This is a genomic window from Ruegeria sp. BA12 (genome assembly GCF_056539625.1).
Map to the genome: position 1 here is coordinate 184,931 of NZ_JBQFVF010000002.1, position 25,394 is coordinate 210,324.

30 protein-coding genes and 1 tRNA gene are annotated in these 25,394 nt (G+C 58.3%); 18 read left to right on the plus strand and 13 right to left on the minus strand.

Annotation, left to right across the window (positions count from 1 at the left end; genetic code table 11):
- The first annotated feature begins 189 nt into the window (after positions 1–189).
- Together ACR0B0_RS06415 and ACR0B0_RS06420 are read left to right on the plus strand one after the other, a co-directional pair.
- Positions 190–945 carry an SDR family NAD(P)-dependent oxidoreductase gene (locus ACR0B0_RS06415; protein ID WP_170348969.1) on the plus strand — a complete coding sequence of 252 codons (756 nt, stop codon included), beginning with the start codon at positions 190–192 and terminating at the stop codon, positions 943–945.
- 9 nt (positions 946–954) lie between these two features.
- Entirely contained in the window at positions 955–1,506 is a 552-nt protein-coding gene (locus ACR0B0_RS06420) for a sugar O-acetyltransferase (protein WP_480646949.1), read from the plus strand.
- Here the strand turns inward: ACR0B0_RS06420 and ACR0B0_RS06425 are convergent.
- From ACR0B0_RS06425 to ACR0B0_RS06435, 3 genes are all read right to left on the minus strand, one after another.
- Positions 1,503–3,311: an ABC-F family ATP-binding cassette domain-containing protein gene (locus ACR0B0_RS06425; RefSeq protein WP_425080499.1), complete on the minus strand. Its 1,809-nt coding sequence runs from the start codon at positions 3,309–3,311 to the stop codon at positions 1,503–1,505. The two genes, ACR0B0_RS06420 and ACR0B0_RS06425, sit on opposite strands and share 4 nt — an antisense overlap.
- Positions 3,312–3,352: 41 nt before the next feature.
- On the minus strand, positions 3,353–4,087 hold the full coding sequence (locus tag ACR0B0_RS06430; protein ID WP_254440175.1) for a GNAT family N-acetyltransferase: 735 nt from the start codon (positions 4,085–4,087) through the stop codon (positions 3,353–3,355).
- A gap of 98 nt (positions 4,088–4,185) precedes the next feature.
- Positions 4,186–4,662: an outer membrane protein assembly factor BamE gene (locus ACR0B0_RS06435; RefSeq protein WP_170348973.1), complete on the minus strand. Its 477-nt coding sequence runs from the start codon at positions 4,660–4,662 to the stop codon at positions 4,186–4,188.
- Between the two features lie 85 nt (positions 4,663–4,747).
- Between ACR0B0_RS06435 and ACR0B0_RS06440 the strand changes: the two genes are divergently transcribed.
- From ACR0B0_RS06440 to ACR0B0_RS06475, 8 genes are all read left to right on the plus strand, one after another.
- Positions 4,748–5,284: a YceD family protein gene (locus ACR0B0_RS06440; RefSeq protein WP_480646951.1), complete on the plus strand. Its 537-nt coding sequence runs from the start codon at positions 4,748–4,750 to the stop codon at positions 5,282–5,284.
- Positions 5,285–5,490: 206 nt separating this feature from the next.
- On the plus strand, positions 5,491–5,697 hold the full coding sequence (gene rpmF / locus ACR0B0_RS06445) for a 50S ribosomal protein L32 (RefSeq protein ID WP_008756996.1): 207 nt from the start codon (positions 5,491–5,493) through the stop codon (positions 5,695–5,697).
- 23 nt (positions 5,698–5,720) lie between these two features.
- On the plus strand, positions 5,721–6,809 hold the full coding sequence (gene plsX / locus ACR0B0_RS06450; protein WP_170358864.1) for a phosphate acyltransferase PlsX: 1,089 nt from the start codon (positions 5,721–5,723) through the stop codon (positions 6,807–6,809).
- Positions 6,810–6,830: 21 nt separating this feature from the next.
- The gene (locus tag ACR0B0_RS06455; RefSeq protein WP_170358866.1) at positions 6,831–7,802 is read left to right on the plus strand and encodes a beta-ketoacyl-ACP synthase III; all 972 of its coding nucleotides are present in this window, start codon (positions 6,831–6,833) and stop codon (positions 7,800–7,802) included.
- A 96-nt stretch (positions 7,803–7,898) separates the two neighbouring features.
- The gene (ihfA, locus tag ACR0B0_RS06460) at positions 7,899–8,201 is read left to right on the plus strand and encodes an integration host factor subunit alpha (protein WP_008755922.1); all 303 of its coding nucleotides are present in this window, start codon (positions 7,899–7,901) and stop codon (positions 8,199–8,201) included.
- Between the two features lie 18 nt (positions 8,202–8,219).
- A complete protein-coding gene (locus tag ACR0B0_RS06465) occupies positions 8,220–8,828 on the plus strand; it encodes a MerR family transcriptional regulator (RefSeq protein WP_480646954.1) in 609 nt (202 codons plus the stop codon).
- Between the two features lie 62 nt (positions 8,829–8,890).
- Positions 8,891–8,967: transfer RNA gene (locus ACR0B0_RS06470), tRNA-Pro, on the plus strand.
- Positions 8,968–9,028: 61 nt separating this feature from the next.
- Positions 9,029–10,108, plus strand: a complete 1,080-nt coding sequence (locus tag ACR0B0_RS06475) for a 2'-deoxycytidine 5'-triphosphate deaminase (RefSeq protein WP_170358869.1) — start codon at positions 9,029–9,031, stop codon at positions 10,106–10,108.
- On the opposite strand, the gene ACR0B0_RS06480 is transcribed toward ACR0B0_RS06475, so the two are convergent.
- The 6 genes from ACR0B0_RS06480 to argS all read right to left on the minus strand — a co-directional run bounded on the left by ACR0B0_RS06480 (position 10,109) and on the right by argS (position 15,730).
- Positions 10,109–10,330 carry a hypothetical protein gene (locus ACR0B0_RS06480; protein WP_170375706.1) on the minus strand — a complete coding sequence of 74 codons (222 nt, stop codon included), beginning with the start codon at positions 10,328–10,330 and terminating at the stop codon, positions 10,109–10,111. It abuts the gene before it with no gap.
- Between the two features lie 64 nt (positions 10,331–10,394).
- Positions 10,395–11,051, minus strand: coding sequence for an SMC-Scp complex subunit ScpB (scpB, locus tag ACR0B0_RS06485; protein ID WP_170348980.1), 657 nt, complete (start codon positions 11,049–11,051; stop codon positions 10,395–10,397).
- Entirely contained in the window at positions 11,044–11,838 is a 795-nt protein-coding gene (locus tag ACR0B0_RS06490) for a segregation and condensation protein A (protein ID WP_170348981.1), read from the minus strand. Before ACR0B0_RS06490 ends, scpB begins: the two co-directional genes overlap by 8 nt.
- Positions 11,828–12,835 carry a beta-N-acetylhexosaminidase gene (gene nagZ, locus ACR0B0_RS06495; RefSeq protein ID WP_170348982.1) on the minus strand — a complete coding sequence of 336 codons (1,008 nt, stop codon included), beginning with the start codon at positions 12,833–12,835 and terminating at the stop codon, positions 11,828–11,830. The genes ACR0B0_RS06490 and nagZ overlap by 11 nt, the downstream gene beginning before the upstream one ends.
- Positions 12,832–13,896 carry an SPOR domain-containing protein gene (locus ACR0B0_RS06500; protein ID WP_480646956.1) on the minus strand — a complete coding sequence of 355 codons (1,065 nt, stop codon included), beginning with the start codon at positions 13,894–13,896 and terminating at the stop codon, positions 12,832–12,834. Before ACR0B0_RS06500 ends, nagZ begins: the two co-directional genes overlap by 4 nt.
- 88 nt (positions 13,897–13,984) lie before the next feature.
- Entirely contained in the window at positions 13,985–15,730 is a 1,746-nt protein-coding gene (gene argS, locus ACR0B0_RS06505) for an arginine--tRNA ligase (protein ID WP_226688341.1), read from the minus strand.
- A 134-nt stretch (positions 15,731–15,864) separates the two neighbouring features.
- Between argS and ACR0B0_RS06510 the strand changes: the two genes are divergently transcribed.
- The gene (locus ACR0B0_RS06510; RefSeq protein WP_480646959.1) at positions 15,865–16,416 is read left to right on the plus strand and encodes a putative pterin-binding protein; all 552 of its coding nucleotides are present in this window, start codon (positions 15,865–15,867) and stop codon (positions 16,414–16,416) included.
- Here ACR0B0_RS06510 and ACR0B0_RS06515 read toward each other — a convergent pair.
- The gene (locus ACR0B0_RS06515) at positions 16,393–17,559 is read right to left on the minus strand and encodes a deoxyguanosinetriphosphate triphosphohydrolase (protein ID WP_480646961.1); all 1,167 of its coding nucleotides are present in this window, start codon (positions 17,557–17,559) and stop codon (positions 16,393–16,395) included. The genes ACR0B0_RS06510 and ACR0B0_RS06515 overlap by 24 nt on opposite strands.
- A gap of 76 nt (positions 17,560–17,635) precedes the next feature.
- On the opposite strand from ACR0B0_RS06515, the gene ACR0B0_RS06520 reads away from it, so the two are divergent.
- Complete coding sequence (locus ACR0B0_RS06520) at positions 17,636–17,959, plus strand: HesB/IscA family protein (RefSeq protein WP_170348987.1); 324 nt, start codon at positions 17,636–17,638, stop codon at positions 17,957–17,959.
- 60 nt (positions 17,960–18,019) lie between these two features.
- Complete coding sequence (xth, locus tag ACR0B0_RS06525) at positions 18,020–18,799, plus strand: exodeoxyribonuclease III (RefSeq protein WP_170348988.1); 780 nt, start codon at positions 18,020–18,022, stop codon at positions 18,797–18,799.
- 4 nt (positions 18,800–18,803) lie between these two features.
- Here the strand turns inward: xth and ACR0B0_RS06530 are convergent, their stop codons facing one another.
- Together ACR0B0_RS06530 and dksA are read right to left on the minus strand one after the other, a co-directional pair.
- On the minus strand, positions 18,804–19,955 hold the full coding sequence (locus ACR0B0_RS06530; protein WP_480646963.1) for an FAD-dependent monooxygenase: 1,152 nt from the start codon (positions 19,953–19,955) through the stop codon (positions 18,804–18,806).
- A gap of 71 nt (positions 19,956–20,026) precedes the next feature.
- Complete coding sequence (gene dksA / locus ACR0B0_RS06535; RefSeq protein WP_170348990.1) at positions 20,027–20,449, minus strand: RNA polymerase-binding protein DksA; 423 nt, start codon at positions 20,447–20,449, stop codon at positions 20,027–20,029.
- Positions 20,450–20,819: 370 nt separating this feature from the next.
- On the opposite strand from dksA, the gene ACR0B0_RS06540 reads away from it, so the two are divergent.
- The 5 genes from ACR0B0_RS06540 (at position 20,820) to ACR0B0_RS06560 (ending at position 24,954) form a co-directional block, all read left to right on the plus strand.
- Entirely contained in the window at positions 20,820–21,665 is an 846-nt protein-coding gene (locus ACR0B0_RS06540) for an AAA family ATPase (protein WP_170348991.1), read from the plus strand.
- Between the two features lie 116 nt (positions 21,666–21,781).
- On the plus strand, positions 21,782–22,231 hold the full coding sequence (locus tag ACR0B0_RS06545) for a GNAT family N-acetyltransferase (protein ID WP_367647911.1): 450 nt from the start codon (positions 21,782–21,784) through the stop codon (positions 22,229–22,231).
- Positions 22,228–23,592, plus strand: a complete 1,365-nt coding sequence (locus ACR0B0_RS06550; RefSeq protein WP_480646966.1) for a DUF2927 domain-containing protein — start codon at positions 22,228–22,230, stop codon at positions 23,590–23,592. The genes ACR0B0_RS06545 and ACR0B0_RS06550 overlap by 4 nt, the downstream gene beginning before the upstream one ends.
- A gap of 3 nt (positions 23,593–23,595) precedes the next feature.
- Positions 23,596–23,766, plus strand: coding sequence for a hypothetical protein (locus ACR0B0_RS06555; RefSeq protein ID WP_480646968.1), 171 nt, complete (start codon positions 23,596–23,598; stop codon positions 23,764–23,766).
- Positions 23,767–23,769: 3 nt separating this feature from the next.
- Positions 23,770–24,954 (plus strand): vWA domain-containing protein, encoded by a 1,185-nt coding sequence (locus ACR0B0_RS06560; RefSeq protein ID WP_480646970.1) that lies wholly within the window; start codon positions 23,770–23,772, stop codon positions 24,952–24,954.
- A 61-nt stretch (positions 24,955–25,015) separates the two neighbouring features.
- Here ACR0B0_RS06560 and ACR0B0_RS06565 read toward each other — a convergent pair whose 3' ends face one another.
- Complete coding sequence (locus ACR0B0_RS06565) at positions 25,016–25,369, minus strand: hypothetical protein (RefSeq protein ID WP_480646972.1); 354 nt, start codon at positions 25,367–25,369, stop codon at positions 25,016–25,018.
- Positions 25,370–25,394 lie beyond the last annotated feature (25 nt).

Consider the following 25,394-nt stretch of genomic DNA (forward strand, 5'->3'; position numbering starts at 1 on the left):
GCGCCCCCTCGACGCGTCAAATTGATAGGTACCGATGTGAGACTTGCGCATTAAGCGCAGTTAAAGTTCCTCTGAGAATCGCTTGAGAAACGGCATAAAACTTTGAAAAATCTCGTCCGAATTGTGGACATCACCTAAATCCTCAGATTAACTGAACATACGTTCATATCCTGAGAGGAGACCGCCGCCATGCAATTGTCCACCACATCCGCGATCATCACTGGCGGTGCTTCGGGGCTGGGCGAAGCAACCGCACGTCACTTTGCCGAGCGCGGCGCGCAGGTCACTATTCTGGACCGCGACGCCGTCCGTGGCACTCAGGTCGCGGAGGAAATCGGAGGGCATTTTGCTGAAACGGACGTGACGAACGAGGAATCCGTCGCCGCAGCGATCGATCGGGCGATGAACAATATGGGCCAGATCACGGCCGCCGTGAACTGCGCCGGAATCGCTTATGGCATCAAGACGGTGGGCAAAGACGGCCCCCACCCTCTGGACGCCTTTCAACGCACCATCGACATCAATCTGGTGGGCACATTCAACGTCTCGCGCCTGGCTGCGGCTGAAATGGCAAAGAATGACCCTGAGCCCGACGGCGCACGCGGTGTGATCATCAATACCGCATCGATCGCGGCCTTTGACGGGCAAAAGGGACAAGCGGCCTATGCGGCCTCAAAAGGTGGAGTGGTCGGGATGACCCTGCCGATGTCCCGCGATCTGGCCGCGACCGGGATACGGGTGATGGCCATCGCCCCCGGTATCTTCATGACCCCGATGCTGGCCGGTCTACCAGAAGAGGTACAGCAGCAACTGGCCGCTGACGTCCCCAACCCGGCCCGTCTGGGTGATCCGCGTGAATACGGGCGACTGGCCGGGTTTATCGTCGAGATGGGATACCTGAACGGAGAGGTCATCCGCATCGACGGTGCCCTGCGAATGCGCTAGGTCAGTTTCATGACCGAACGCGAAAAGATGCAGGCCGGAGAGTGGTATTGCTGTCTGGATCCGGAATTGGATGCCCTGCGCGTACAGGCCCGGCGCGCGGTTCACGCGCATAACACCTGTCCGCCGGATACCCGCGGTGCAATAGCACCGGAATTGCTGGCGTTGTTCGGCAACGTCGGGTCGGATTGCTTTCTCGAGGCTCCTTTTCACTGCGCCTATGGGGTGAACATCCACCTTGGCCAGCGCGTTTATTTCAACGCGGGCTGCGTGGTTCTGGATACCGCACCGGTGAGGGTCGGAGACGGCACGATGTTCGGACCGCACGTTCAGATTTATTGCGCTCAACACGCCAAAGACCCGGTTGAGCGTGCGCAGGGTCTTGAAATTGGTCTTCCGGTGACGATTGGGCGGAATGTCTGGGTGGGCGGTGGAGCCATCCTGATGCCCGGCATCACCATCGGCGACAATGCCACCATCGGTGCGGGCAGCGTCGTGACCAAAGACGTCGCGGCCGAAGAAACGGTCGTTGGAAACCCTGCCCGAGCGCTGAAACAGTCCTAAGCGCCTTCGGCCTTTTCTTCGAGCATCAGCCACTCATCCTCGGCTGCGGCCAGTTTTTCCTGCCGCTCGACCAACGCCTCGGTCGCCTTCTGGAATTTAACCGGTTCGCGAGTGAACAATTCGGGATCGGACATGAGGTCTTCCAGTTTGCCGATCTCGGCCTCAAGCCGGGCGATTTCGGCGGGTAGTTTCTCAAGCCGGTGTTTTTCCGAGAAAGACAGACCCGATTTCGCCTGACTTTCCGGCTTGACCTTTGCCTTTGAGGGTTTTGATTTTTCTACCTTCTTTTCCGCAACGTCCCCTCGCTGTGCAATATAGTCCGACCACCCACCCGCATAGACGATTGCGCGGCCATTGCCCTCCATCGCGATGGTCGTAGTGGCGACGCGATCCAGGAAATCCCGGTCGTGACTGACCAGCAGAACGGTGCCGTCATAATCGTCCAGCAGTTCCTGTAACAGATCCAGTGTTTCGACATCCAGATCGTTGGTCGGTTCGTCCAGCACCAGCAGGTTCGAGGATTTGGCCATCAGCTTGGCCAGCAGCAATCGCGCTTTTTCGCCCCCTGACAGGGATTTAACCGCCGCTCTGGCCTGCCGTTCGTCAAACAGGAATTCCTTGAGGTAGCCGACCACATGCTTAGGTTGGCCACCGACCATCACCTGATCGGCCTTGCCGGAAACCCGCATCTCGGGGTCGCCGGTCAGACTATCCCAAAGGCTCATTTCCGGGTCCAGTTGCGCGCGGGTCTGATCGAACACCGCAACCTCAAGATTGGTACCCAGGGTCACCGACCCCTCATCCGGTTGTTCTTGTCCAAGCAGCATTTTCAGCAGGGTCGTCTTGCCTACACCATTCGGTCCGACAAAAGCCACCCGATCACCGCGTTGCACCAATAAGTCGAAATTCCGCACGATCCGTTGCGCATCAAAGGACTTGGCCAAGCCTTTGGCCTCGATCACTTTTCGTCCGGATTTCGGCCCTGCCTCAAGCGCCATAGCGGCCGAGCCCTGGCGTTTGATTTGCGCCGCCTTTTCGGCCCGCAACGCCTGCAGGGCGCGCACGCGGCCTTGATTGCGCTTGCGTCGTGCGCTGATGCCCTCGACAGCCCATTTCGCCTCGGATTTAATCAGGCGGTTCAGCTTGTGACGTTGCTGATCTTCCTCATCCCAAACTTTGTCACGCCAGGTTTCGAAAGCGTCGAACCCCTGTTCCTGTCGCCGCACCATTCCGCGGTCAATCCAGAGCGTGGCTCGGGTTAAAGCCCGCAAAAACGCGCGGTCGTGCGAGATCAGAACAAACGCAGCCCGCGTCGCGCCCAGCTCACGCTCGAGCCAGGCGATGGCTTCGATATCCAGGTGGTTGGTCGGCTCGTCCAGCAGCATCAGGTCTGGCGCCTCGGCCATCAGCTTGGCCAAAGCCGCGCGCCGCCGCTCGCCGCCCGAGGCCGTTTCGACCGGGCGCGACGGGTCGAATTTCAGCCCCTCTCCGGCACGTTCAACCTTGTACAGCTCACCTGGCTCTAACCCGCTTGAGGCATAGTCGCCCAGCGTCGCGAACCCTTCCATGGTTGGGTCCTGCTCCATGTAACCTATAGATTTTCCAGGCGGAATCACAATGTCGCCTTGGTCTGGCTCGACCAGACCGGCCATCACTTTCATCAAGGTTGATTTGCCGGACCCATTGCGCCCCACCAACGCGATACGATCGCCCGGCTGCACCACCAGGTCCAGCCCCGAAAACACCGGATCACCCCCAAAGGTCAGGGAAATGCCGGACATCTGCAACAAAGGAATTCTCGCCATGCCCGCCAGCTAAACCGGCAAGGCCAAGGGGTCAACGGGGATTACCGAACCACCGCTCGCAACAAACGTTTCCTTGCCGGGGGAATCGCACCAATCTCAAGCCCGGTGAACACATGCAGCGTGTTCATATGCCGATCGACGACCGCATGGTCACTGACCCAGCCGCCCATCATCAGATAAGTACGCAGCAAGGGCGGCATCCGCAACATCGCCTTTTTCACATCCGGCCTGCGACGCAGACGCGTGGCAAAGCGGAATACATCCGGTGCCTTGACCCGTGGCAGCCAACGTTTTGGGGCGAGATGCCTGTGCTTTAGAATCGCGAACGCATCCAGATACTCCTCGGTTTCGGTCCCAGCGAAGGACGAACAGCCAAACAGCATCTCGACATCATTCTGATCTACATAGGCCGTCATTGCCCCCCAGGCGACACGCAGAATGTCTGGGTCGGTCCAGTCCGGATGAACGCAAAACCGCCCCATCTCAACCATCCGACCGCTAAACCCCGCAAGCGCCGAAAGATCATAGAACTGCGCCGAATAGCTGCGGCCGATTTCAGTGCCATCTGCCATGGTCAGCATGCGGAAACAACAGACCACCTGCCCGCCTGCGCGCACATCTTCGACCAGAATATGGGCACAGACCGAATCGAAATCGTCCTGATCGATTTTTTCTGTCCCAAAGGCCAACATCCGCAGCTGCTGTGCCGCCGCCAGGTCCTGCCGCGACTGCGCCAGCCGGGCGCGATACCGCCCCTTACCAAGCAATAGTGCCATGGTCGCATCCTCCGCGGTTGCTGACCTGTTTCCTCTTGCCATGCCCCTATCACACAATGTGTGATTGCCGCATGACCATCGCAAGATGTGGCTGTAACTTATTGTGACGTGCCGGGAATATTGGCCGGGTTAAAGTTACCGATGTTACCCAACAGCTGACGGATAAAGCCCTGACCCTGAATCGTGGACTCGGTAATCCGGCGATCCAGCGTAACGACAATACCATCCTCAAGCCCGAACCGTTCGATGTTCCGAACCACGCCCCGGTCATCAAAGCTGATCGCCACCAACTCACGCGAGACCACTTCGGGCTTTTTCGGGCCGTAATGACGAATGCGTGACCGGACGTAATAGAACCCGGAATCGCGGATCACGCCGGACGAACTGGGGGCGCCGACCGCCTCGATCACACTGTCGCGGGTGTCCACACCCACTTTGACCTCGGCCAGGTCCTCGGGCGTTGGGACATATCCGTGATTCTTGAAGACCGGCGAACATGCACCAGCCGCTGCCAGACAGGCCGCAAAGACAAGCGTTTTCGACGCCGGTTTCAACCTGTTCACAACCTTCAACATTCACACCCTCTTGCCTTGGCCCGTTACGGACCCTATCCGCTTACATCAAACCGCAGCCCCGGTTCAACACAGGAAAGGGTCACGAATGAGCAACCAGACATCTCTGCGGGTGGCCGATCTGCCCCAAAATGCACCAACCCCCTTTGAGTTGCGCCCAGACGCCAAGGCTTTGGAGGCTACCAGAGACGAGTTGGGCTTGCTTGGCCTACGCAAGCTCAGCTTTGTGGGTGACGTAAGGGCACAGGGCAAGCGCGACTGGGTATTGAACGGAAAACTGGGGGCTACAGTGATTCAGCCCTGCGTGGTGACATTGGAACCGGTGACCACCCGCATCGACATCCCGGTCGCGCGAATCTATGTGGCCGATTGGGTTGATCCAGAAGAGCCCGAGTTTGAAATTCCCGAAGGTGATGAAACCGAACAGCTTGGTGCTGAGATCGACCCAGCGCTTGTCATGGTCGAGGCCCTGTCGCTGGCCCTGCCCCAATACCCACGTAAAGACGGTGCCGAACTGGGACAGGCCGACTATACTGAGCCGGGCAAACAGGCCATGACAGACGAAGACGTCAAGCCCTTTGCCGGTCTGGCCGGTCTGCGCGACGCGCTGAAAAAAGACGAGTGACATAGGTCTGTTTTCCTGTCATATCAGGCCCTCAGAAAAATCGCTTGAACATGTCGAGAATCGCAGTATTTTCGCGCGCTCATCGGAATTTGGGTTGGACATTGCGGGGATCGTCCCCTAAACGCGCGTCAAACCACGAGATAAACAAAGAATGAAACCCGGCCCACAGCGAATCTGTTGGCCCTCAGTAGACAAAGGTTGAGACCATGGCCGTCCAACAGAACAAAGTTTCCAAGTCGCGTCGCAACAACCGCCGCGCACACGACGCTCTGGTTGCTGCAAACCCGAACGAATGCCCCAACTGCGGCGAGCTGAAGCGCCCGCACCACGTCTGCGCGTCCTGTGGCCACTACGATGACCGCGAAGTCGTCGCACAGGCCGACGAAATCGACCTGGACGAAGACGCGGCCTAAGCCTTTAAAAGCGCAGGCAAGGAATGACTGAACAGCCCTCGCACGCCGGACGGATTACCATCTCGGTTGACGCTATGGGCGGAGACTCGGGGGCCGCGACTGTGGTTGCAGGCATTGCCAAATCGGCAATCAAAAACCCCGATATCGCGTTTATTCTGCACGGGCCTGAGCCTACGCTTCGCAAACTTGTTGCCAAACGGCGTGTCCTGCAAGGGCGCGTCGTTTTTCGTGATTGCCCCGATGTAGTCACGATGGAGGACAAGCCCAGTCAGGTTGTCCGCAGTGGCAAGCAGACCTCGATGTGGTCAACGCTGGAATCAGTGCGGCAAGGTGAGGCGCATGGCGCCGTTTCCTGCGGCAACACCGGCGCGCTGATGGCGCTGTCGATGATGCGGTTGCGCAAATTGCCCGGTGTAAACCGTCCGGCGATTGCGATTCTGTGGCCATCGCGCAACCCGCAGGGGTTCAACGTGATGCTGGATGTGGGCGCGGATGTGCGCGCCGACGCCAAGGATCTGCTGCAATATGCGCTGATGGGTGCATCCTATGCGCGCAACGGCATGGCGCTGGAACGTCCTCGGATCGGTCTCTTGAACGTGGGCACCGAAGAACACAAGGGCCGCGCCGAGCTTAAAGAAGCACATGCTATGATCACGGAATTCGCAGAGCAGGCGAATTTCGATTTTGTCGGTTTCGTTGAAGGCAGCGACATTCCCGGCGACAAGGCGGATGTCATTGTCACTGATGGGTTTACCGGCAACGTCGCCATTAAGACCGGCGAAGGCACAGCCAGCCTGATTGGCGACCTGTTGCGCAAAGCGTTCAAGTATTCACCGCTGTCACGCCTCGCTTCGGTACTGGCGATCACGTCGTTAAATCGTTTGAAAAAGCGTATCGACCCGCGCCAAGTGAATGGCGGCGTTTTTCTTGGCCTCAACGGAACCGTGGTCAAATCACATGGTGGCGCGGATGCCATCGGAGTCTCGGCAGCAGTCAAACTGGCCTTTACCCTTGCCCAGTCTGGTTTCGCCGAAAAATTGGCGGCACGGGTTGCATCGACAGCCGAGCTTGCACAAGATGCCGCCCACACGCCGCCAAAGGCTGGCGAATAACAAAAAAGGCAGTACCCAAGCATGGCAGGCCGTTCAGTTGTCGTTGGTGTCGGACACTATTTGCCAGAGCGCATCGTTCCGAATTCCGAGTTTGAAAAGACGCTCGATACAACGGATGAGTGGATTAAGACCCGCTCGGGTATCGAGCGCCGCCATTTCGCCGCCGAAAACGAAACAACGTCCGATCTGGCCACCAAGGCAGCCGAGGCCGCGCTGGCCGATGCGGGGCTAGTGGCTGACGATATCGATGCGATAATTGTGGCAACTTCGACCGCCGATCTGACTTTCCCATCTGCCGCAACCATGGTGCAGGCACAGTTGGGCATGACCAAAGGCTTTGCCTTTGACGTTCAAGCCGTCTGCGCTGGATTCGTCTTTGCGCTGACCAATGCCAACGCCCTGATCGTATCCGGTCAGGCCAAGCGCGTTCTGGTCATCGGGGCCGAAACCTTCTCGCGAATCATGGACTGGACGGACCGGTCCACCTGCGTGCTGTTCGGTGATGGCGCTGGTGCGCTAGTGTTGGAGCTGCAAGAGGGCGAAGGCAGTGCGCAGGATCGCGGCATTCTGGCGACCGACCTCAATTCAGACGGCCGGTACAAGGACCTGCTTTACGTCGATGGCGGTGTGTCGACCCAATCGACCGGACATCTGCGGATGCAAGGTAATCAGGTGTTCCGCCATGCGGTCGAAAAACTGGCCAAAACGGCGGAAACCGCTTTGCAAAGCGTTGGCCTCAGCAACACTGACGTCGACTGGATTGTGCCCCATCAGGCAAATATCCGTATTATTCAGGGCACCGCCAAGAAAATGGGCCTGCCGATGGAAAACGTCGTCGTCACCGTTCAGGACCATGGCAACACATCGGCCGCGTCGATTCCTCTTGCCTTGTCCGTCGGCAAACAGCGCGGGCAAATCAAGCAGGGCGATCTGCTTGTGACCGAGGCCATCGGCGGCGGTCTGGCCTGGGGTGCGGTTGTGCTGCGCTGGTAACCGGCGCAATTCGGCTTACACGCAGACTTGCAATTCATTGATATTGACAGCGAATTTCCCCTCACCGTATTCTGCGGTATCAACAGGGGAAATGGTATGGGCGATAAAACACTGACCCGAATGGATCTGAGCGAGGCCGTCTTTCGTGAGGTTGGCCTGTCACGCAACGAAAGTGCGCAGCTGGTCGAAAGCGTTCTGAACCACATGTCCGACGCTTTGGTGCGCGGCGAGCAGGTGAAAATTTCGTCATTCGGCACGTTCAGCGTTCGGGACAAAACTGCCCGCATCGGCCGCAACCCCAAAACCGGCGAAGAGGTTCCGATTCAACCCCGCCGGGTTCTGACGTTCCGCCCGTCGCACCTGATGAAGGATCGCGTCGCCGCAGGGAACCGTAAGTAAGATCAGGACGACACGGTCATGAGCAAGTCCCCCGACGCCTTTCGCACGATCAGTGAAGTTGCGGACTGGCTGGGCGTTCAGGCTCATGTCCTGCGATTCTGGGAAAGCCGTTTCAATCAGGTCAAACCGGTAAAGCGTGCCGGAGGGCGGCGTTACTACCGACCCAACGACATGCGCCTGCTGGGCGGTATCAAGAAACTGCTGCACGAGGACGGGATAACCATCAAAGGCGTTCAACGTATCCTGCGTGAACAGGGCGTGGCGCATGTTTCCTCGCTTTCGCAAGGGTTGGACGAGGTGGCCAAACCGGACGCCACTGCTAACGACAGTGTAGTTGTGCCCTTCTCTTCTAAGCCAGTCGAGACAAGCGAACAGATCAACCTAAATCTGGACGACGCTGCACCCGTTGCCGAGGCCCCTAATGTGGAGCCTGCCGAACCCAAACCGCAGCCGGTCGCGGCGCAACCCTCACCGGAATTTCTGGATGAGGCCCCCCTGCTGGGTGGAATCGCAACGCAGGCATGGAACCGCACCGATTTCGATGACGATCTGCTGAAACAGATTGCTCCGGTGGCAAAGGACCTGCGCGCCGTTCTTAACCGCATTGAAAATCGAACGGCGGGATAAGAAAAAAAGGCGATGATTTCCTCTTGCCCCTGCCGGGAAAGTCTTTATGAACACCTCAACGTCGGGCTATGGCGCAGCCTGGTAGCGCGTCCGTCTGGGGGACGGAAGGTCGCAGGTTCGAGTCCTGCTAGCCCGACCAAATCACACCGACGTTTATGGCAGACAGGCCAGATCCCGCTCTGGCATCAGGGGGGATCGGAATGACAGGCGTATGCCCAAATCAGCAAATCGAAGCGATGATCGCACGCGGAGAAATCACCGCCAACCCCGAGGTTATCCCTGCGCAGGTTCAGCCTGCCAGCCTTGATTTGCGCTTAGGAACAGTGGCTTACCGTGTTCGTGCCTCGTTTCTGGCCGGCGAAACCCGATCCGTCGCGGATCGGTTGTCTGAGTTCGAGATGCACCGCATCGACATCACGGACGGTGCGGTTCTGGAAAAAGGCTGCGTCTATCTGGTGCCGCTGATGGAATCGCTGGCCCTGCCCGAAACCGTGACGGCTGTGGCTAACGCCAAAAGCTCGACCGGGCGGCTGGACTTGCTGACCCGCACCATCACCGATGGCGGCACCGAGTTCGACCGCGTGCCTGCGGGCTATACCGGCCCGCTTTACGCGGAGATTTGCCCGCGTTCCTTCTCGGTGCTGGTACGTCCGGGGATGAGGCTCAATCAGATTCGCTTCCGCCAAGGTCAGGCCGTGCTTAGCGATGCAGAACTGACCGCGTTGCACAGTGACTCGCCCTTGGTTGACGGTCCTGCAGTGATTCAGGACGGGTTGGGTTTTTCGGTCGACTTGCAATTGCCCGACACCGATCTGGTGGGCTATCGCGCCAAGCCGCATACCGGAGTGATCGATCTGGACCGGATCGGAGAATACGACCCGCAGGAATACTGGGAAGAGGTCCGCACCACCGATGGCCGCATCATCCTGGACCCGGGCGCCTTCTACATCCTGGTCAGCCGCGAAGCTGTCCACATCCCGCCCCTCTATGCCGCCGAGATGGCGCCGTATCTGGCCATGGTGGGTGAATTCCGGGTGCATTACGCAGGTTTCTTCGACCCCGGTTTCGGCCACGCCGCCGCCGGAGGCGCTGGATCACGTGGAGTGCTTGAAGTGCGCTGCCATGAGGCACCTTTTGTGTTGGAACACGGTCAAGTCGTCGGCCGGCTGGTCTATGAGAAAATGGCCGAAATGCCCACCCAGCTGTACGGGGCTGGCATCGCCTCAAATTACCAAGGACAAGGCTTGAAATTGTCCAAGCATTTTAAGGCAGTTAGCTGATTAGAACTTCATGAACCGGCGCGCTTGACGGGTTATTCGTTGCGCTTGTTTCAGGTTCTGGGATGGGCGTGGGCCTTTGTTGTTGGCACGGTTGGCCTCGCCGGGCTGTTCGTTTTTACCACCCATACGGCCTGCCATATCAAAGCCCTTGTCAACGCCTTTACTGACAAGGCGGCGCATGACCTGACGTACGATCATGTCGATCATCCGATTGGCATTCATTGCTCAACTCCGTTTTCTGATCCTCAACATAGGCGAATTGTGTGACACCAAAAGGGTCGTTTGATCACTCTTCCTCGAACAGTTCTGTCTGATCTTCATCCTGCTCTTCTTCGCGCCCCTCGCCCAGTGGGATGGTGCCCGGCGGTGGCCGGTTTTCCAGCAAGCCAGCGGCGCGCAGTTCCTTGAGCCCCGGCAGGTCGCGAGCGTTCTCAAGCCCGAAATGGTCCAAGAAATGCGGCGTCACCACGAATGTCACCGGACGGCCCGGTGTCATTCGGCGACGGCCTAACCTGATCCACTCCATTTCCAGCAGTTGGTCGATCGTCCCGCGTGAGACCGAAACACCGCGAATTTCTTCAATCTCAGCCCGCGTACAGGGTTGATGGTAGGCCACGATAGCCAGCGTTTCGATGGCCGCACGGCTCAGTTTGCGGGTTTCAACTGTTTCTTTTTGCATCAAAAAGCCCAGATCGGGGGCGGTTCGAATGGCCCAGGCCTCGCCAACCTTGACCACCCGCACGCCGCGCCCTTCATATCGTTTCTGAAGCATTTCAACGGCTTGCGCCGCGTCGCTGCCATGAGGCATCCGGGCCTCAAGATCAGAGGTAGTCACCGGTTCGGCGCTGGCGAACAGCACGGCCTCGACCATGCGCTCTTGCTCTGCCAGCGGCGGCGCTTCGAACAGGGTGCCGGTGCCTTCGTCTTCGGGGGCGTCAGTCACGTGTGTCAGTCCTCTTGCGCAGATGGATCGGGGCAAAGGTCTCGCTCTGCTTGATCTCCATATGTCCTTCTTTCACCAATTCCAGCGAGGCCGCAAAGGTCGCCGCCGTGGCCGAGCGTTTGCGGACAGGGTCCGCGTCCCAACCATCGGGCAGATAGGTCTCCATATCCGTCCACGTGCCCGCAAAGCCGATCAGGGGGCGCATCCGCTCCAGCGCCTGTTCCATCGTGAACACGGCGTCACGGTCCATCACGAAGGGGCGGAATTCGTCGCGTGTGCGGATGCGAGCGTACCCCTGCATCAAATCCAGCAGGGTTGCCGAATAAGTCACAGTGCGGATGCGGGTGACATCCTCGCCCTGCCCGCGTTTGAAGAAATCGCGGCCCAGCTGGTCCCGCGCCATCAAGCGGGCCGCAGCATCACGCATGGCCTGCAAGCGCTCTAGCTGAAACGCCAGATGCGCGGCCAGTTCTTCACCTGACGGACCCTCGTCATCCGGATCAGGGGGCAGCAGCAGGCGGGATTTCAAAAAGGCCAGCCACGCCGCCATAACCAGATAGTCAGCTGCCAATTCAATCCGCAGAGCCCGGGCTTTTTCAACAAAAGTCAGATATTGCTGCGCCAGCGCTAGAACCGAGATTTTCCGCAGGTCGACCTTTTGTGTCCGCGACAGGGTCAACAACACGTCCAACGGGCCTTCGAACCCGTCGACGTCAACGATCAGGGCTTCGGCCGCAAGGCGATCCGCGACCGAGACCGGGTCTTCGCTGAAAAGGTTATCGTTCATATACCTGCCCGCCCATTAGGGCAGATAGTTCCGCCTCAGTCGCGGGGATGTCAAGTTCCGCAGGCTTTTGCCGCATTGCCAGCGCCTTTTCTGCGCGTATCTCGGCCTGCTCGGTCATTTCTCCGGCGGCTTCCAGCACTTTGGCGCGGGCTTCAAACGAGCCGTTGCAATGCAAAACCACGTCGCACCCGGCGTTGAGCGCCTGACGGGCAATCTCCTCGGGTGCGCCGCTGAGGGCCTTCATCGAGATATCATCGGTCATGATCAGGCCATCAAACCCAATCCTGTCGCGGATCAGACCGATCATTGTGGGTGAAATCGTAGCCGGTTGTGGGTCGATCCGGTCATAAACCAAATGCGCCGTCATCCCCATCGGCAGGTCGTTCAAGGCACGGAACGGCGCGAAATCAGTCTCTTCCAATGCGTCTTGCGTCAGATCGACATGTGGCAGGTCGTGGTGGCTGTCCAGCGTGGACAGGCCGTGGCCTGGCATGTGCTTGATCACTGGCAGAACACCACCATCCAGATGCCCCTTGGCAACCGCCTTTCCGATCCCGGAAACTGTTGTTGAATCAGATCCATAGCAGCGGTTCTTCAGAAAGGCATGCGTATCATCACGCGCCAGATCCACCATCGGGGCACAATTGCTGTCGATCCCCAGCTCAAACAGCTCATTCGCGATTAGGCGATAGCGTAGATACATGGCGCGTTCAGCCTGATCCCCCGCGCCCGCGACATGATCCAGCGGTGGCATCCATTCCCGCGCCAGTGGTGCGCGCAGCCGTTGCACGCGGCCGCCTTCCTGATCAATGGTGATCGGGCAATTGCGTCCCACAGCCTCGCGGAAGTCGTCGCACAGAGCACGGACCTGATCGGCGGTATCGATGTTGCGGGCAAATAAAATGAACCCAAACGGGTTCATTTCTTGAAACAGACTTTTTTCTTCGGGCGTCAGGCGCAAGCCTTCGGCATCAGTGATTGCCGCGCCGAAACTCACCGAGCGGCCACCGGGATACAATCGGCGCCTTGTGCTTCGAGGGCAGCGCAGAACTGACGCGAGTCGCTTAGGTCGTCAAATCCCAGAACCCGCAAACGATAGAAGGTCCGTCCACCACGTGAGGTTTTTTGGATAACACGTTGTTTTCCATCCATATACTCACCGAAACGGCCATTCAGGCGATCCCATTCAGCCCGCGCTACATCCGTGCTTTCATAGGCCCCAAGCTGGGCCATGCGCGTGCCCTTGGACAATGTGTCCGGGTCAATATCCAGCCCCACAGCAGCTTTGACCGCAGCGTTGATCGCGTCTTCAGTACTGCTGCTGGTGGTGATCCCGCTGGGTGTAGAACGGGCCGGGCGCGTGTTGGGGCGCAAAGACCGGCGAACCCCCGGCAGTGCGGCCAGTTCCGGATCGGGCAACTGTGCGGCCAGATCAGCGGGATCAATCGCGGGCTCTTCTTCGGGCACGACCAAAGAGGCCAGTTGCACGCCCTGCTCGGTCGGTTGGTCGATTTGTGCCGCATCACCAGCCAGTTCGGCGACCAGAGCGTCTACCGAACCCTGGCGCAATTGCGCAGCCTCCTGACCAGAAATCTCTTCCTGCACCACATGCACGGCCGGGGTGGGCTTCAGAGGCTCAACCGGCGTGTCCTCATCCGACAGGGACACCGGGCGCGGCGCAAGGATCAGACGATCCGCCGGTGGTGCAGCAGTTCCGACCGCGGCTACTGTGTTGACGGCCAGTCCTTGATGATCGGCAGGTGTTCCACCGGGGCTTTCTGGCTGAATGCGCATGGGCCCTTCGATGGCACGTACGACCGGTACGCCGCTAACATCGCGCATCACCAGCTTGTAACCCCAAACACCAATGCCAGCGACCAATGCCAGGGACGCAACCGCGCCCAGCGCGTTTACGATACGACCCAGACCCGCCGCGCGCGGCGCTTCTTCATACCCGTGCATGTCGTCGGAATAGTCATACCCATCCTGAGGATGTGGTTGATTCGTGTAATGCATCTGCTCGGGGCGCATCTGCCCCGAGTAATCGTAACGTGCCATGTCCGCCTCACCACCCGATTCACGCCAGAAAATAAGGCGCGCGGGTCATTTCTTGCCTACCTCGTACCGGTGCTTCGGGCGGTGTTTGTTACCGCATCTCCTGCGCCGGGGTAACGCCAAGAATACCCAAGCCCGCTGAAATCACAACAGAAACGGCGCGGGCCAATGCGATTTTTGACTGGCTTGTGGCAACATCGCCATCCTGGATGAAACGCAGTTGAGTCTCGTCGTTGCCCTTATTCCACAGCGCGTGGAAGTCTCCTGCAAGCTCATACAGGTAGAAGGCAACCCGGTGCGGTTCATTCGTGCGCGCGGCAATCTCAACCAAACGGGGCCATTCGGCCAGCTTCTTGGCAACGGTCAGTTCCGAAACGTGATCGTTCTTGCTGAGGTCCGCACCCGCAAGGGTCACGTCATCAGCGACAATCCCGGCCTCGGCGGCGCGGCGCAGCACGCTCATCACGCGGGCATGGGCGTATTGCACGTAGAACACGGGGTTCTCGCGGCTCTGCTCAAGCACCTTGTCGAAATCGAAATCCAGGGGCGCGTCGTTCTTACGAGTCAGCATCACGAAGCGGGTCACATCCGGCCCAACCTGATCGACCACATCCCGCAGGGTGACAAAGTTCCCGGCCCGCTTGGACATCTTGAATGGCTCGCCGTTCTTCCACAGCTTCACAAGCTGGGTCAGCTTGATATCCAGAGGCACTTTGCCATCAGACAGCGCCGATACTGCTGCCTTCATCCGTTTGACATAGCCGCCGTGGTCCGCGCCAAACACGTCGATCAGAGCATCAAACCCACGGGTCACCTTGTCATAGTGATAGGCAATATCCGGGGCGAAATAGGTCCAGCTGCCGTCCGACTTCTTCACCGGGCGATCGACGTCATCGCCATGTTCGGTGGACTTGAACAGGGTCTGCTCGCGCGGCTCCCAATCCTCGGGCTTTTTGCCCTTTGGCGGCTCCAGAACGCCTTCATAGATCAGGCCCTTTTCGGTCAGCGACTCCAGCGCGGCCTCGATCCGGCCTGTGCCATAGAGCGATTTTTCCGAGAAGAACACGTCCATCTCTACGCCCAGCGCCTTCAGGTCAGCGCGGATCAGGTCCATCATCGCGTCGGTCGAGAACTCGCGCAGATCGTCCAGCCATTCGCTTTCCGGCTTGTCGATCAGGCTGTCGCCGTATTTCTCTTTCAGCGCTTCGCCGATTGGGATCAGGTAGTCGCCCGGATACAAGCCTTCGGCAATCTCGGGGCTCAACCCGTTGGCTTCGCGATAGCGCTCGTAGGCCGAGCGTGCCAACACGTCGACCTGCGCACCGCCGTCGTTAATATAATATTCGCGGGTCACATCATGGCCGGAATAGGCCAACAAGCTTGCCAGCGCATCGCCAAACACCGCGCCCCGCGTATGGCCAACATGCAGCGGCCCAGTCGGGTTGGCCGACACATATTCCACGTTGACCTTTTGCCCCTGCCCCATAGTCGAGCGGCCATAATCCGTGCCTTTCTCCAACACTGCCGCCAGAACACCCTGCCAAACCGAAGGCGCCAACCGCAGGTTCAAAAAGCCCGGCCCCGCAACCTCGGCACTGGTGATCCGGTCATCCGCCGCCAGCTTTCCGGCCAACACATCGGCAATGTCACGCGGCTTCATCTTGGCCGGCTTCGCCAGCACCATCGCGGCGTTTGTCGCCATGTCGCCATGCGCGGCATCACGCGGTGGTTCGACCGCCACATTGTCAAAGCTCAGCCCCTCGGGCAGCGCGCCTTCGGACTGCATCTGTGCCAGCGCGTCCAGTACAAGGCCGCGGATCTCGGAAAACAGGTTCATTTCGGATGTCCTTTTGCTTGCCCGGCGGTTTACCACGCAAAGCGGCAAGGTCAATGGAAGCGATAAGTTTCCGCTTGGATTAGCGGTAAACCGGGCTAAGGTCACAGGAAATTCCTAACCTCGGAGATCGTTCCATGCGTCTTTCCCTGTCCCTTGCATTCGTCCTGACCACTTCGATCCCGGTCTGGGCCGATATGCCCGCGCCGCAGGGCCATGTTCTTCTGACGCTGGGCGGGGCGGTGACGGAAACCAACTTACCGGCTCGGGGTGAAAATGACGGTGGTCTGCTGGGTTATCTCGAAGTGCAGCACAGCGGCGGCGCCGGATTTGACGCCGCGATGCTTGACGGTCTAGCGCAAGTGGAGATCACAATTGCCTACGGCCCCGAAGACAATCAGCGCGACGTCGCCTTCTCTGGTCCGCTTTTGTCGGATGTGATGGTCATGGCAGGGGCCGTAGGGAAGACTGCCAAACCAATGGCGATGGATGGATACCAGTCCGAAATCCCATGGGACAGTATTCAGGCGCACCAACCCATCGTGGCAACCCATGCGGATGGCAGTCCGATGGGGATCGGCGGCTATGGCCCTACGATGATCGTTTTTCCGCCCACAGATGATGCTGATCTGGCAGACGAGCAATCCGGCCAACAGGTTTGGGCGCTAGCCTATATCGGCATCGAGTGACGACCGCCCCGTCAGCCTTTTGTGATCCTGCAAGGCAAAGCGGTCGGTCATACCTGCAATGTAGTCCGACACAATCCGTGCCAGCACCGTCTCATCCCGGGCCGCTTCTATATCGCCGTGCCAATGGGCTGGCATTTGTTTGGGATCGTTCAAGTAGATCGGGAATAATTCTTCAACGACCGCAGACACTTCGGCCCTGACCTTCATGACGCTGGACGCACGATACATCCGCGAGAACAGGAAGGCGCGGATCTCTTTAAGTTGCGCCCAAAGCCCTGCCGAGAACTGGATCACCGGATAACCCAGATGCCGGATATCTTCGACCGTTTGCGCCCCAGAATCAGCGATCAGGTCGCGCGAGGTGTCGATCACATCCGAAACCATCACTCCAAACACGCGACGCAATGCTTCGTGCCTGCGCCGATACGGGTCCAGACCAGGGTACTTGCGGTCCACTTCCGCATAGCAATCACCGACGATGGGCAATTGCTGAATTTCAGCGTCCGTGAACAGATCGGCCCTGAGCCCATCCAACAGATCATGATTGTTATAGGCTATATCGTCAGACAGCGCGGCCACCTGTGCCTCGGCACTGGCATGGGTGTGCAGTTCAAGGTCAAAACCGCCATTGCACTCGGCCAGCGCCCACGGCAATTCGCCTGTCACAGGCCCATTATGCTTGGCTATGCCTTCCAGACATTCCCATGTCAGGTTGCAGCCGTCGAATTCGGCATAGTGGCGTTCCAATTTGGTGACGATCCGAATGGCCTGCGCGTTGTGATCGAAGCCGCCGTATGGCTCCATCAAAGCGTGCAAGGCGTCCTCTCCGGTATGACCAAAGGGCGTGTGCCCCAGATCATGCGCCAATGCCACGGCTTCGGTCAGTTCGGGGTTCAATCCCAATGCCCCGGCAATCGTGCGCGCCACCTGTGCCACTTCGATAGAATGCGTCAGGCGCGTGCGGTAACTGTCGCCTTCATGTTCAACAAACACCTGTGTCTTGTGTTTCAGCCGCCGAAACGCGCTGGCATGAATGATCCGATCCCGGTCGCGCTGAAAGCATGATCGGAAACTGCTTTCCTCCTCAGGTACTAGCCGCCCCCTTGCGCGGCCTGGGTCCGAGGCAAAACCTGCTCTGTCCAAAGGCCTTATCCTTGTCGCCTGTCCTTGCAATTTCTATATTGTAAGGCGTAAAGGAAATAAACCTTTGGAGACTGGCATGAATCTGCCCCCCACAGTCACAGAACGCGCCTTTGACCGTCTGGCCGAGATTGGCGCAGCGGATCAGGGTCAGGCCTTGCGCGTCGCAGTGGAAGGCGGCGGATGTTCCGGCTTTCAATACGAAATCGCGCTGGACGAACCCAAAGACGACGATCTTGTGCTGGAAGGCAAAGGCCAAAAGGTCATTGTCGATTCGATTTCTCTGCCGTTTCTGGAAAATGCAGTGATCGATTTCACGCAGGAACTGATTGGTGCGCGGTTTGTGATCGAAAACCCCAACGCGACCTCATCCTGCGGCTGCGGTACGTCTTTTTCAATGTGACCTTGCCCTGCCCGCGTGGTTGAGGGATAGATCAACCGGCAGTCAGCCGGAGGATCGCGCATGAAAATCGCCACGTTTAACATCAACGGCATCAAAGCGCGGGCCGAAGCTCTGCCCCGGTGGCTTGACGAAGCACAACCTGACGTCGTCCTATTGCAGGAAATCAAGTCGGTCGATGAAAACTTCCCGCGCGAGATATTTGAGGAACGTGGTTATAACGTCGAAACCCACGGCCAGAAAAGTTTTAACGGCGTCGCCATCTTATCAAAACTTCCACTTGAGGATGTGTCCCGTGGCCTGCCCGGAGATGACGAGGACGAACAGGCGCGCTGGATCGAAGCGACCGTGATCGGCAAGCAAGCGCTGCGGATTTGCGGGTTGTACCTGCCCAACGGCAACCCGGTACCCGGACCGAAATACGACTATAAGCTGGCCTGGATGGAACGGCTGTATCATCGGGCGCGCGAACTGATGGCCAGCGAAGAACCGGCACTTATGGCGGGAGATTACAACATCATCCCACAGGCCGAAGATGCCGCCCGCCCGGATGCCTGGCGCGAGGATGCCTTGTTCCGACCGGAAAGCCGTGCGGCGTTTCGCAAAATCCTCAATCTGGGCTTTACCGAAGCGTTTCGGGCCCGCACACAAGGACCTGGTCACTACTCATTCTGGGACTATCAGGCGGGTGCGTGGAACAAGAACGATGGCATTCGTATCGATCACTTTCTGCTGACACCTCAGGCTGCCGATCTGATGCAAGACTGCCAGATTGATGCAGCCGTGCGAGGGCATGAGAAACCGTCGGACCACGTGCCAGTCTGGGTTCAGCTCGACCTGTAATCAATCATGCGGTCGGGTCGTAGGCATAGATCCACTCATATTTTTTCGAAAGCCTTGGTCCAACGGCCATCAGCACCATCTGTGCCGCCAGTCGCATGGGACCGCGCAGGTGAAAATTTCGCGCGTTGGCTCCGGCGGTAGCCACAACTCGTTTGGCCCTTGGGCGACGGCGGGTTTCATAGGCAGCAAGAGCTTGTGTCACATCGGGTTTTTCTTCGAAGGTGCGGGCTAGAATCCACGCATCCTCTAACGCCAAACAGGCCCCTTGCGCCATAAAGGGCAAGGTCGGATGCGCGGCGTCGCCCAGCAGCGCCAACCGCCCGTTCTGCCAGCTTTGCGCCACAGGCCGCAGGAACAGGGCCCAAAGATGGGTTTCGGTCACGTCAGACAGAATATCGCCCACTGGCCCCCCGAAATCGGCAAAACGCGCGCGCAGATCATTCGGATCGCCTTGCAGCCGCCAGCCTTCCTCTTGCCAGTCCGAGCGTTCCTCAATTGCCACCACATTCATCAGTTGCTGATCGCGCAACGGATAGGTGACGACGTGGCGTCCAGGCCCCATTGTCAGTGAGGCGCAAGGCATCTCCTCTCGTTCTGACAAGGGGATAGTCGCACGCCAGGCAATCTGGTGCGTAAACTGAGGGGCCTCTGGCCCGTTCAGGGTCGGACGTATGGTGCTGCGGCCCCCGTCCGCCGCGATAGCACAGTCGCACCGCAAGCGTTCGCCGTCATTGAGAACGATTTCCGCCTCTGCCGGATGTTGGAGAACCTGCGCCACCTGCGCGCCCAGCTGGATAGTAACGCCCGCCTCTAAAGCCGCCCGGCGCAACAGGTCCAGCAAATCTGCGCGATGGTAATAGTAGGTCGGTCCGGCCGCCGGTGCGGGAATACGGCTTATTACTCGACCGTTGCGATAATCTCGCAGAATTGTGCCGTGAGACAACTGCCCGCCCTCGGGCTTATCCCCTAACACATTCAGCGCCCGCAAAACCGCCATGCCGTTGGCGCTGATCTGCAATCCTGCGCCAACCTCAGTCAGGGCCGGAGCCTGCTCAAGAACCGTGACCTGCGCCCCGCGTTGCCGCAGTGCCAAAGAGGCTGCCAGCCCCCCTATTCCGCCGCCGATGACATTGAATTTCAGACCGTTGATATCCATGGCACCGGCTTAACGCAAAAACGCCGGAGCAACAGGCCCCGGCGTTTGAATTAGTACCAAAGTTCCAGCGATCAATCGTCGCGGTGGACCTTTTCGCGACGCTCGTGACGTTCCTGCGCCTCAAGCGTCATGGTCGCGATTGGACGCGCATCCAGACGTTTCAGCGAAATCGGATCGCCCGTCTTTTCGCAATAGCCGTACTCGCCCTCTTCGATGCGACGCAGGGCCGAGTCGATCTTGGCAACTAGCTTGCGCTGACGGTCGCGGGTCCGCAGCTCCAGCGCGCGATCTGTTTCCTCGCTTGCGCGGTCTGCAACGTCCGGAATGTTACGGGTGTTGTCCTGCAGCCCTTCGATCGTGTCGCGGCTGCCCGCCAATAGTTCATTCTTCCAATCCAGCAGCTTGCGGCGAAAATACTCAAGCTGACGGTCATTCATGAAAGGTTCATCTTCGGCCGGGCGATAATCCTCCGGCAGAAAAACTTCCTGCTTCATTTTTGCTCCCTCGGTATGGCCAGTAACGTCGGTTGCTGTTGTTTGACCTGACATTTGGCACTCCCTTCTGCGGTGCATGTATCCGACGCACGCACGAATGTCACTACACAAACGTCGTCTTAATACGTCACGTCCCCGGCATGTCTAAATATGAGACAAATAACAACAAAACCTTGTTATACTGTGGAAATTGTCAGGCGAAAATTAGGCGATCCCCAACAGACACGGCACCCGCCGGACGTCGAATCACGCAAAAGGGATTGGAGTCGTTACGAAAATCTGATCCCGCGACGCCGTGGCCCGCTTGTCAAAATCATCGCCTCTCTGTAACCCGAACAACACAGATTGCGCAAAACCAAACGAGGGGCCCATGACCGCACGTTTCCAAGGCACCGCCGAATATGTTGCCACCGATGACCTGACCATTGCGGTGAATGCTGCCGTGACGCTGGAACGCCCCTTGCTGGTCAAGGGGGAACCTGGCACGGGCAAAACAGAACTGGCCAAACAGGTGGCAGGCGCACTGGGGCTGCGCATGATCGAGTGGAACGTGAAATCCACCACCCGCGCGCAACAAGGTCTGTACGAATACGATGCGGTCAGCCGGCTTCGTGACAGTCAGCTGGGTGAAGAACGCGTGCATGACGTGTCCAACTACATCCGTAAGGGCAAGCTGTGGCAGGCGTTTGAGGCCGACGAGAAGATTGTTCTGCTGATTGACGAGATCGACAAGGCGGATATCGAGTTTCCCAACGATCTGCTGCAGGAACTCGATAAGATGGAGTTCCATGTTTACGAGACTGGTGAGACCATCCGGGCCAAACACCGCCCCATCGTCATCATCACCTCGAACAATGAAAAGGAACTGCCCGACGCGTTTCTGCGCCGCTGTTTCTTCCACTATATCCGCTTCCCTGACGAGGCGACCATGCGCCGGATCGTCGAGGTCCACCACCCCGGTATCAAAGATGCGTTGCTGACCACTGCCCTGACGCAATTCTATGAAATCCGCGAAACGCAGGGGCTGAAGAAAAAGCCCTCAACCTCCGAAGTGCTGGATTGGCTGAAACTGCTGTTGGCCGAAGACCTGACGTCCGAAGACCTGAAACGCGATGGTGCGAACGCTTTGCCCAAGCTGCACGGTGCGTTGCTGAAGAACGAACAGGACGTGCATCTGTTCGAGCGACTGGCCTTTATGGCGCGCAGCAAACGCTAAACCTGTTGAGCATCTGGTGATCGCTGCTTGCCTTGGACAGGTCTGGCTGTCAGCATTGCAGGTGGCGGTCCGTTTTATCCGGGCTACCTATGACCGGATCAGACGGGACCCTGTGATTGACTGACACTTTGACCATCCGCGCCTTGCGGCCCGAAGACCGCGCTGAATGGTCCGACATGTGGCGCGACTATCTGGCGTTTTATGAAACAACGGTCGCAGATGAGATCTATGACAGCACCTTCGCACGATTGCTGGGCGACGATCCGCACGATTTCTCATGTTTTGTTGCGGAACAAAACGGGCGGCTTGTTGGTCTCACGCATTACCTTTTCCACCGCCACGCGTGGAAGGTTGAATCCGTGTGCTACTTGCAAGACCTGTTCGCCCGCCCCCAGGCGCGTGGTTCCGGAGTCGGCCGCGCTCTGATTCAGGCGGTGTATGATGAAGCCGACCGACAGGGCGCGCCTTCAGTCTATTGGCTGACGCAGGATTTCAACCACACCGCCCGCAAACTTTATGACCGCATCGGCAAACAGACGCCCTTTATCCGGTATCAGCGCCCATGATGCGATGGCTGGCCCTTGTTGCAGGTGTGGCGCTGGCAGGCTGCGCAGCGGTTGAGACGACCGAAGTACCAACTCGCGTGCAGGCGATTGAAGAGACGTTGCCCCCGGCCAAGACATTCACCCGCGCGTTCCCGATGCCACCGGGCCGGTCGAACGCCAATATCGCGGCGGATTTCGTATCGTTACATTTCGCGTTGGAAGGGGGCGCGAAACTGCCGGTATTCACGCGGTTTGAAACGCCGATCACCGTGCGTCTGACCGGCTCACCTACGCCCTCGATGCAGCGCGACCTGACTCAATTGCTGACCCGCCTGCGCCGCGAGGCCGGGATCGACATTCAACAGATTTCGGACGGCACGGCCAACATCACAATCGAAGCCGTCAGTCAGGCAGAGATCCATGAAATTCTGCCACAGGCGGCCTGTTTCGTGGTGCCGAACTCTTCGAGCTTTGAAGAGTACCGCCGCAACCGGCGCAAACAGATAAGCAGCTGGAGCCGGCTGCGCAGCCGCGAACGTCTGGGCATCTTTATTCCATACGACGTCAGCCCGCAGGAAAAACGCGATTGCCTGCATGAAGAGATTGCGCAGTCACTGGGACCGCTGAACGATCTGTATCATCTGCCGGATTCAGTGTTCAACGATGACAATATCCATACTGTCCTTACCGGGTTTGACATGCTGATCCTGCGCACGGCCTACGCGCCCGAACTGCGCAGCGGAATGACAAGCGAACAGGTTGAGGCCGCTCTGCCCGGTATTCTGAGGCGCCTGAACCCGCGTGGCGAGAACATACCAATGCAGCCGCTATCTGAAACGCCGCGTGAATGGATCAATGCGGTTCAAAAATCCCTGCGCCCGCAACTGAATACGCAACGGCGCCTGCGGGCCGCGCAAAAGGCCGCGCGGATCGGTCAGGAACAGGGCTGGACCGATCATCGCCGCGCCTATCCCTATTACCTGATGGGGCGGATGGGTCAGTTCGACAAACCGCAGGACGCGCTGCGCAATTATCAGACCGCTTTGCAATACTTGCGCGCAACCCCCGGCACCGAAATCCATCAGGCCTATATCACTACACAGACTGCCGCTTTTGCTCTAGCACTAGGCAAAGGCCCCGAAGCCCTGCCCGAATTGGATAAGGCCATCGACGTGATGATGCGGGCCGAAAATGCCTCGCAACTGGCGACATTGTTGCTTCTGAAATCCGAAGCCCTCAATCAGGCGGGCCGGACGGCTGAGGCACGCTCTGTCAGGCTGGACAGTCTGGGATGGGCACGTTACGGGTTCGGCTCGGAAACGGTGGTCCGGTCGCTTAATCAGGAAGTTGCGGAAGGATCCCCCAACAACAGAGGCGGATAACGCATGGTCGTAATTCTGGGAATGGCGATTTTGGGGGCAATCCTTGGGGCGATAACAGCGCGCAAGCGCAACGGCACCGGCGCCGACATGGCGCAATATGCAGCCGGGTATGGCATTGCCTTTGCATTGGTCGGCCTTGTGCTGTCCCTTATACTCATACGTTTTGTGGTCTGACCCATGTTCCTGCCCTTTTTCGAAAATCTCAGAAAAGCGGGCGTTCCCGTATCCTTGCGCGAATACCTGACCTTTCTTGAGGGCATGAAAAAGGGTCTGGCCACATATGATGTCGAGGCGTTTTATTACCTCGCCCGCGTGTCGATGGTGAAAGATGAACGCAACATCGACAAATTCGACCGCGCCTTTGCCGCCAGTTTTGAAGGGCTGGACGAGATCAGCTTTGAACAGGTTCTTGAGGCAGTCGACATTCCCGCCGATTGGCTGGCAAAGATGGCCGAAAAACACCTCTCAAAAGAAGAAAAAGCCGAAATCGAAGCCATGGGTGGGTTCGACAAACTGATGGAGACGCTGCGCGAGCGCCTAAAGGATCAGAAAGGCCGCCATCAGGGTGGCAACAAATGGATCGGCACCGCTGGCACCTCTCCGTTCGGGGCCTATGGATATAATCCCGAAGGTGTGCGCATCGGTCAGGACGAAAGCCGCCATCAGCGTGCGGTCAAGGTCTGGGACAAGCGTGAATTCAAAAACCTGGACGACACAGTTGAACTGGGCACGCGCAATATCAAGGTCGCCTTGAAACGCCTGCGTCGCTGGGCGCGTGAAGGTGCGGCGGAAGAGCTGGATCTGGACGGCACCATCCGAGCCACAGCCGAACATGGTTATCTGGATGTGAAAACCCGCCCCGAACGCCACAACGCTGTCAAAGTGCTGCTGTTTTTGGACGTCGGCGGCTCAATGAATCCGCATATCAAAGTGGTCGAAGAACTGTTCTCGGCCGCCCGGACCGAGTTCAAGCATCTGGAGTACTACTACTTTCACAATTGCCTGTACGAAGGCGTCTGGCGCGACAACCGCCGCCGTTGGGATCAGAAGACCCCCACGCATGAGGTGCTGCGCACCTATGGCTCGGACTACAAATGCATCTTTGTCGGCGATGCCTCGATGAGCCCCTACGAGATCGCCTATCCAGGCGGCGCCAACGAGCATTGGAACCAAGAGGCCGGACAGGTCTGGCTGCAACGCGCCCGCGAACAATGGCCGTCAAACCTGTGGATCAACCCGTTGCCCGAGAAATACTGGGAATACACCCACTCGATCGGGATGATCCAGGAAATTTTTGAGGATCGCATGGTGCCGATGACCCTGGCCGGACTGGAGCAGGGAATGAAGGAATTGACGCGTTAAGTCAGGATCAACTGCTCGTGCGCGATTGACGCAGGTCGCGCAGGATTGCGTTTTCGGTGGTTTACTCCGGCAGAGGAAAACTGGGCCGCGCTGGCGGGACGGATTGGTCTTTATTAGGCAAAATCCCGTAGAACAGGGCCGCCCAACCCATCACAGTTCCCAACACCAAAGCGGGAAACGCGACCAGAATGGACAGCGATTTACCCAACTGTGTTTCAAAACCCAATGGTCCAATGACAGCGATGGCCGCCACGCCAAAAACAAGCATAAGTGGGCCTGAACCCACAAAGACGATTAGTGCTTTTACAATGCCATCCGGATCAGCCAACCAATTCGGCGTTAGTTTTGAATTGGTCATTGCTACACTGAAACCGAGTGTAATCAGCGTGGCCAAAGCCATCGGTCCAATACTCATTCCCTGAGACCAACCGAAAGTCAGT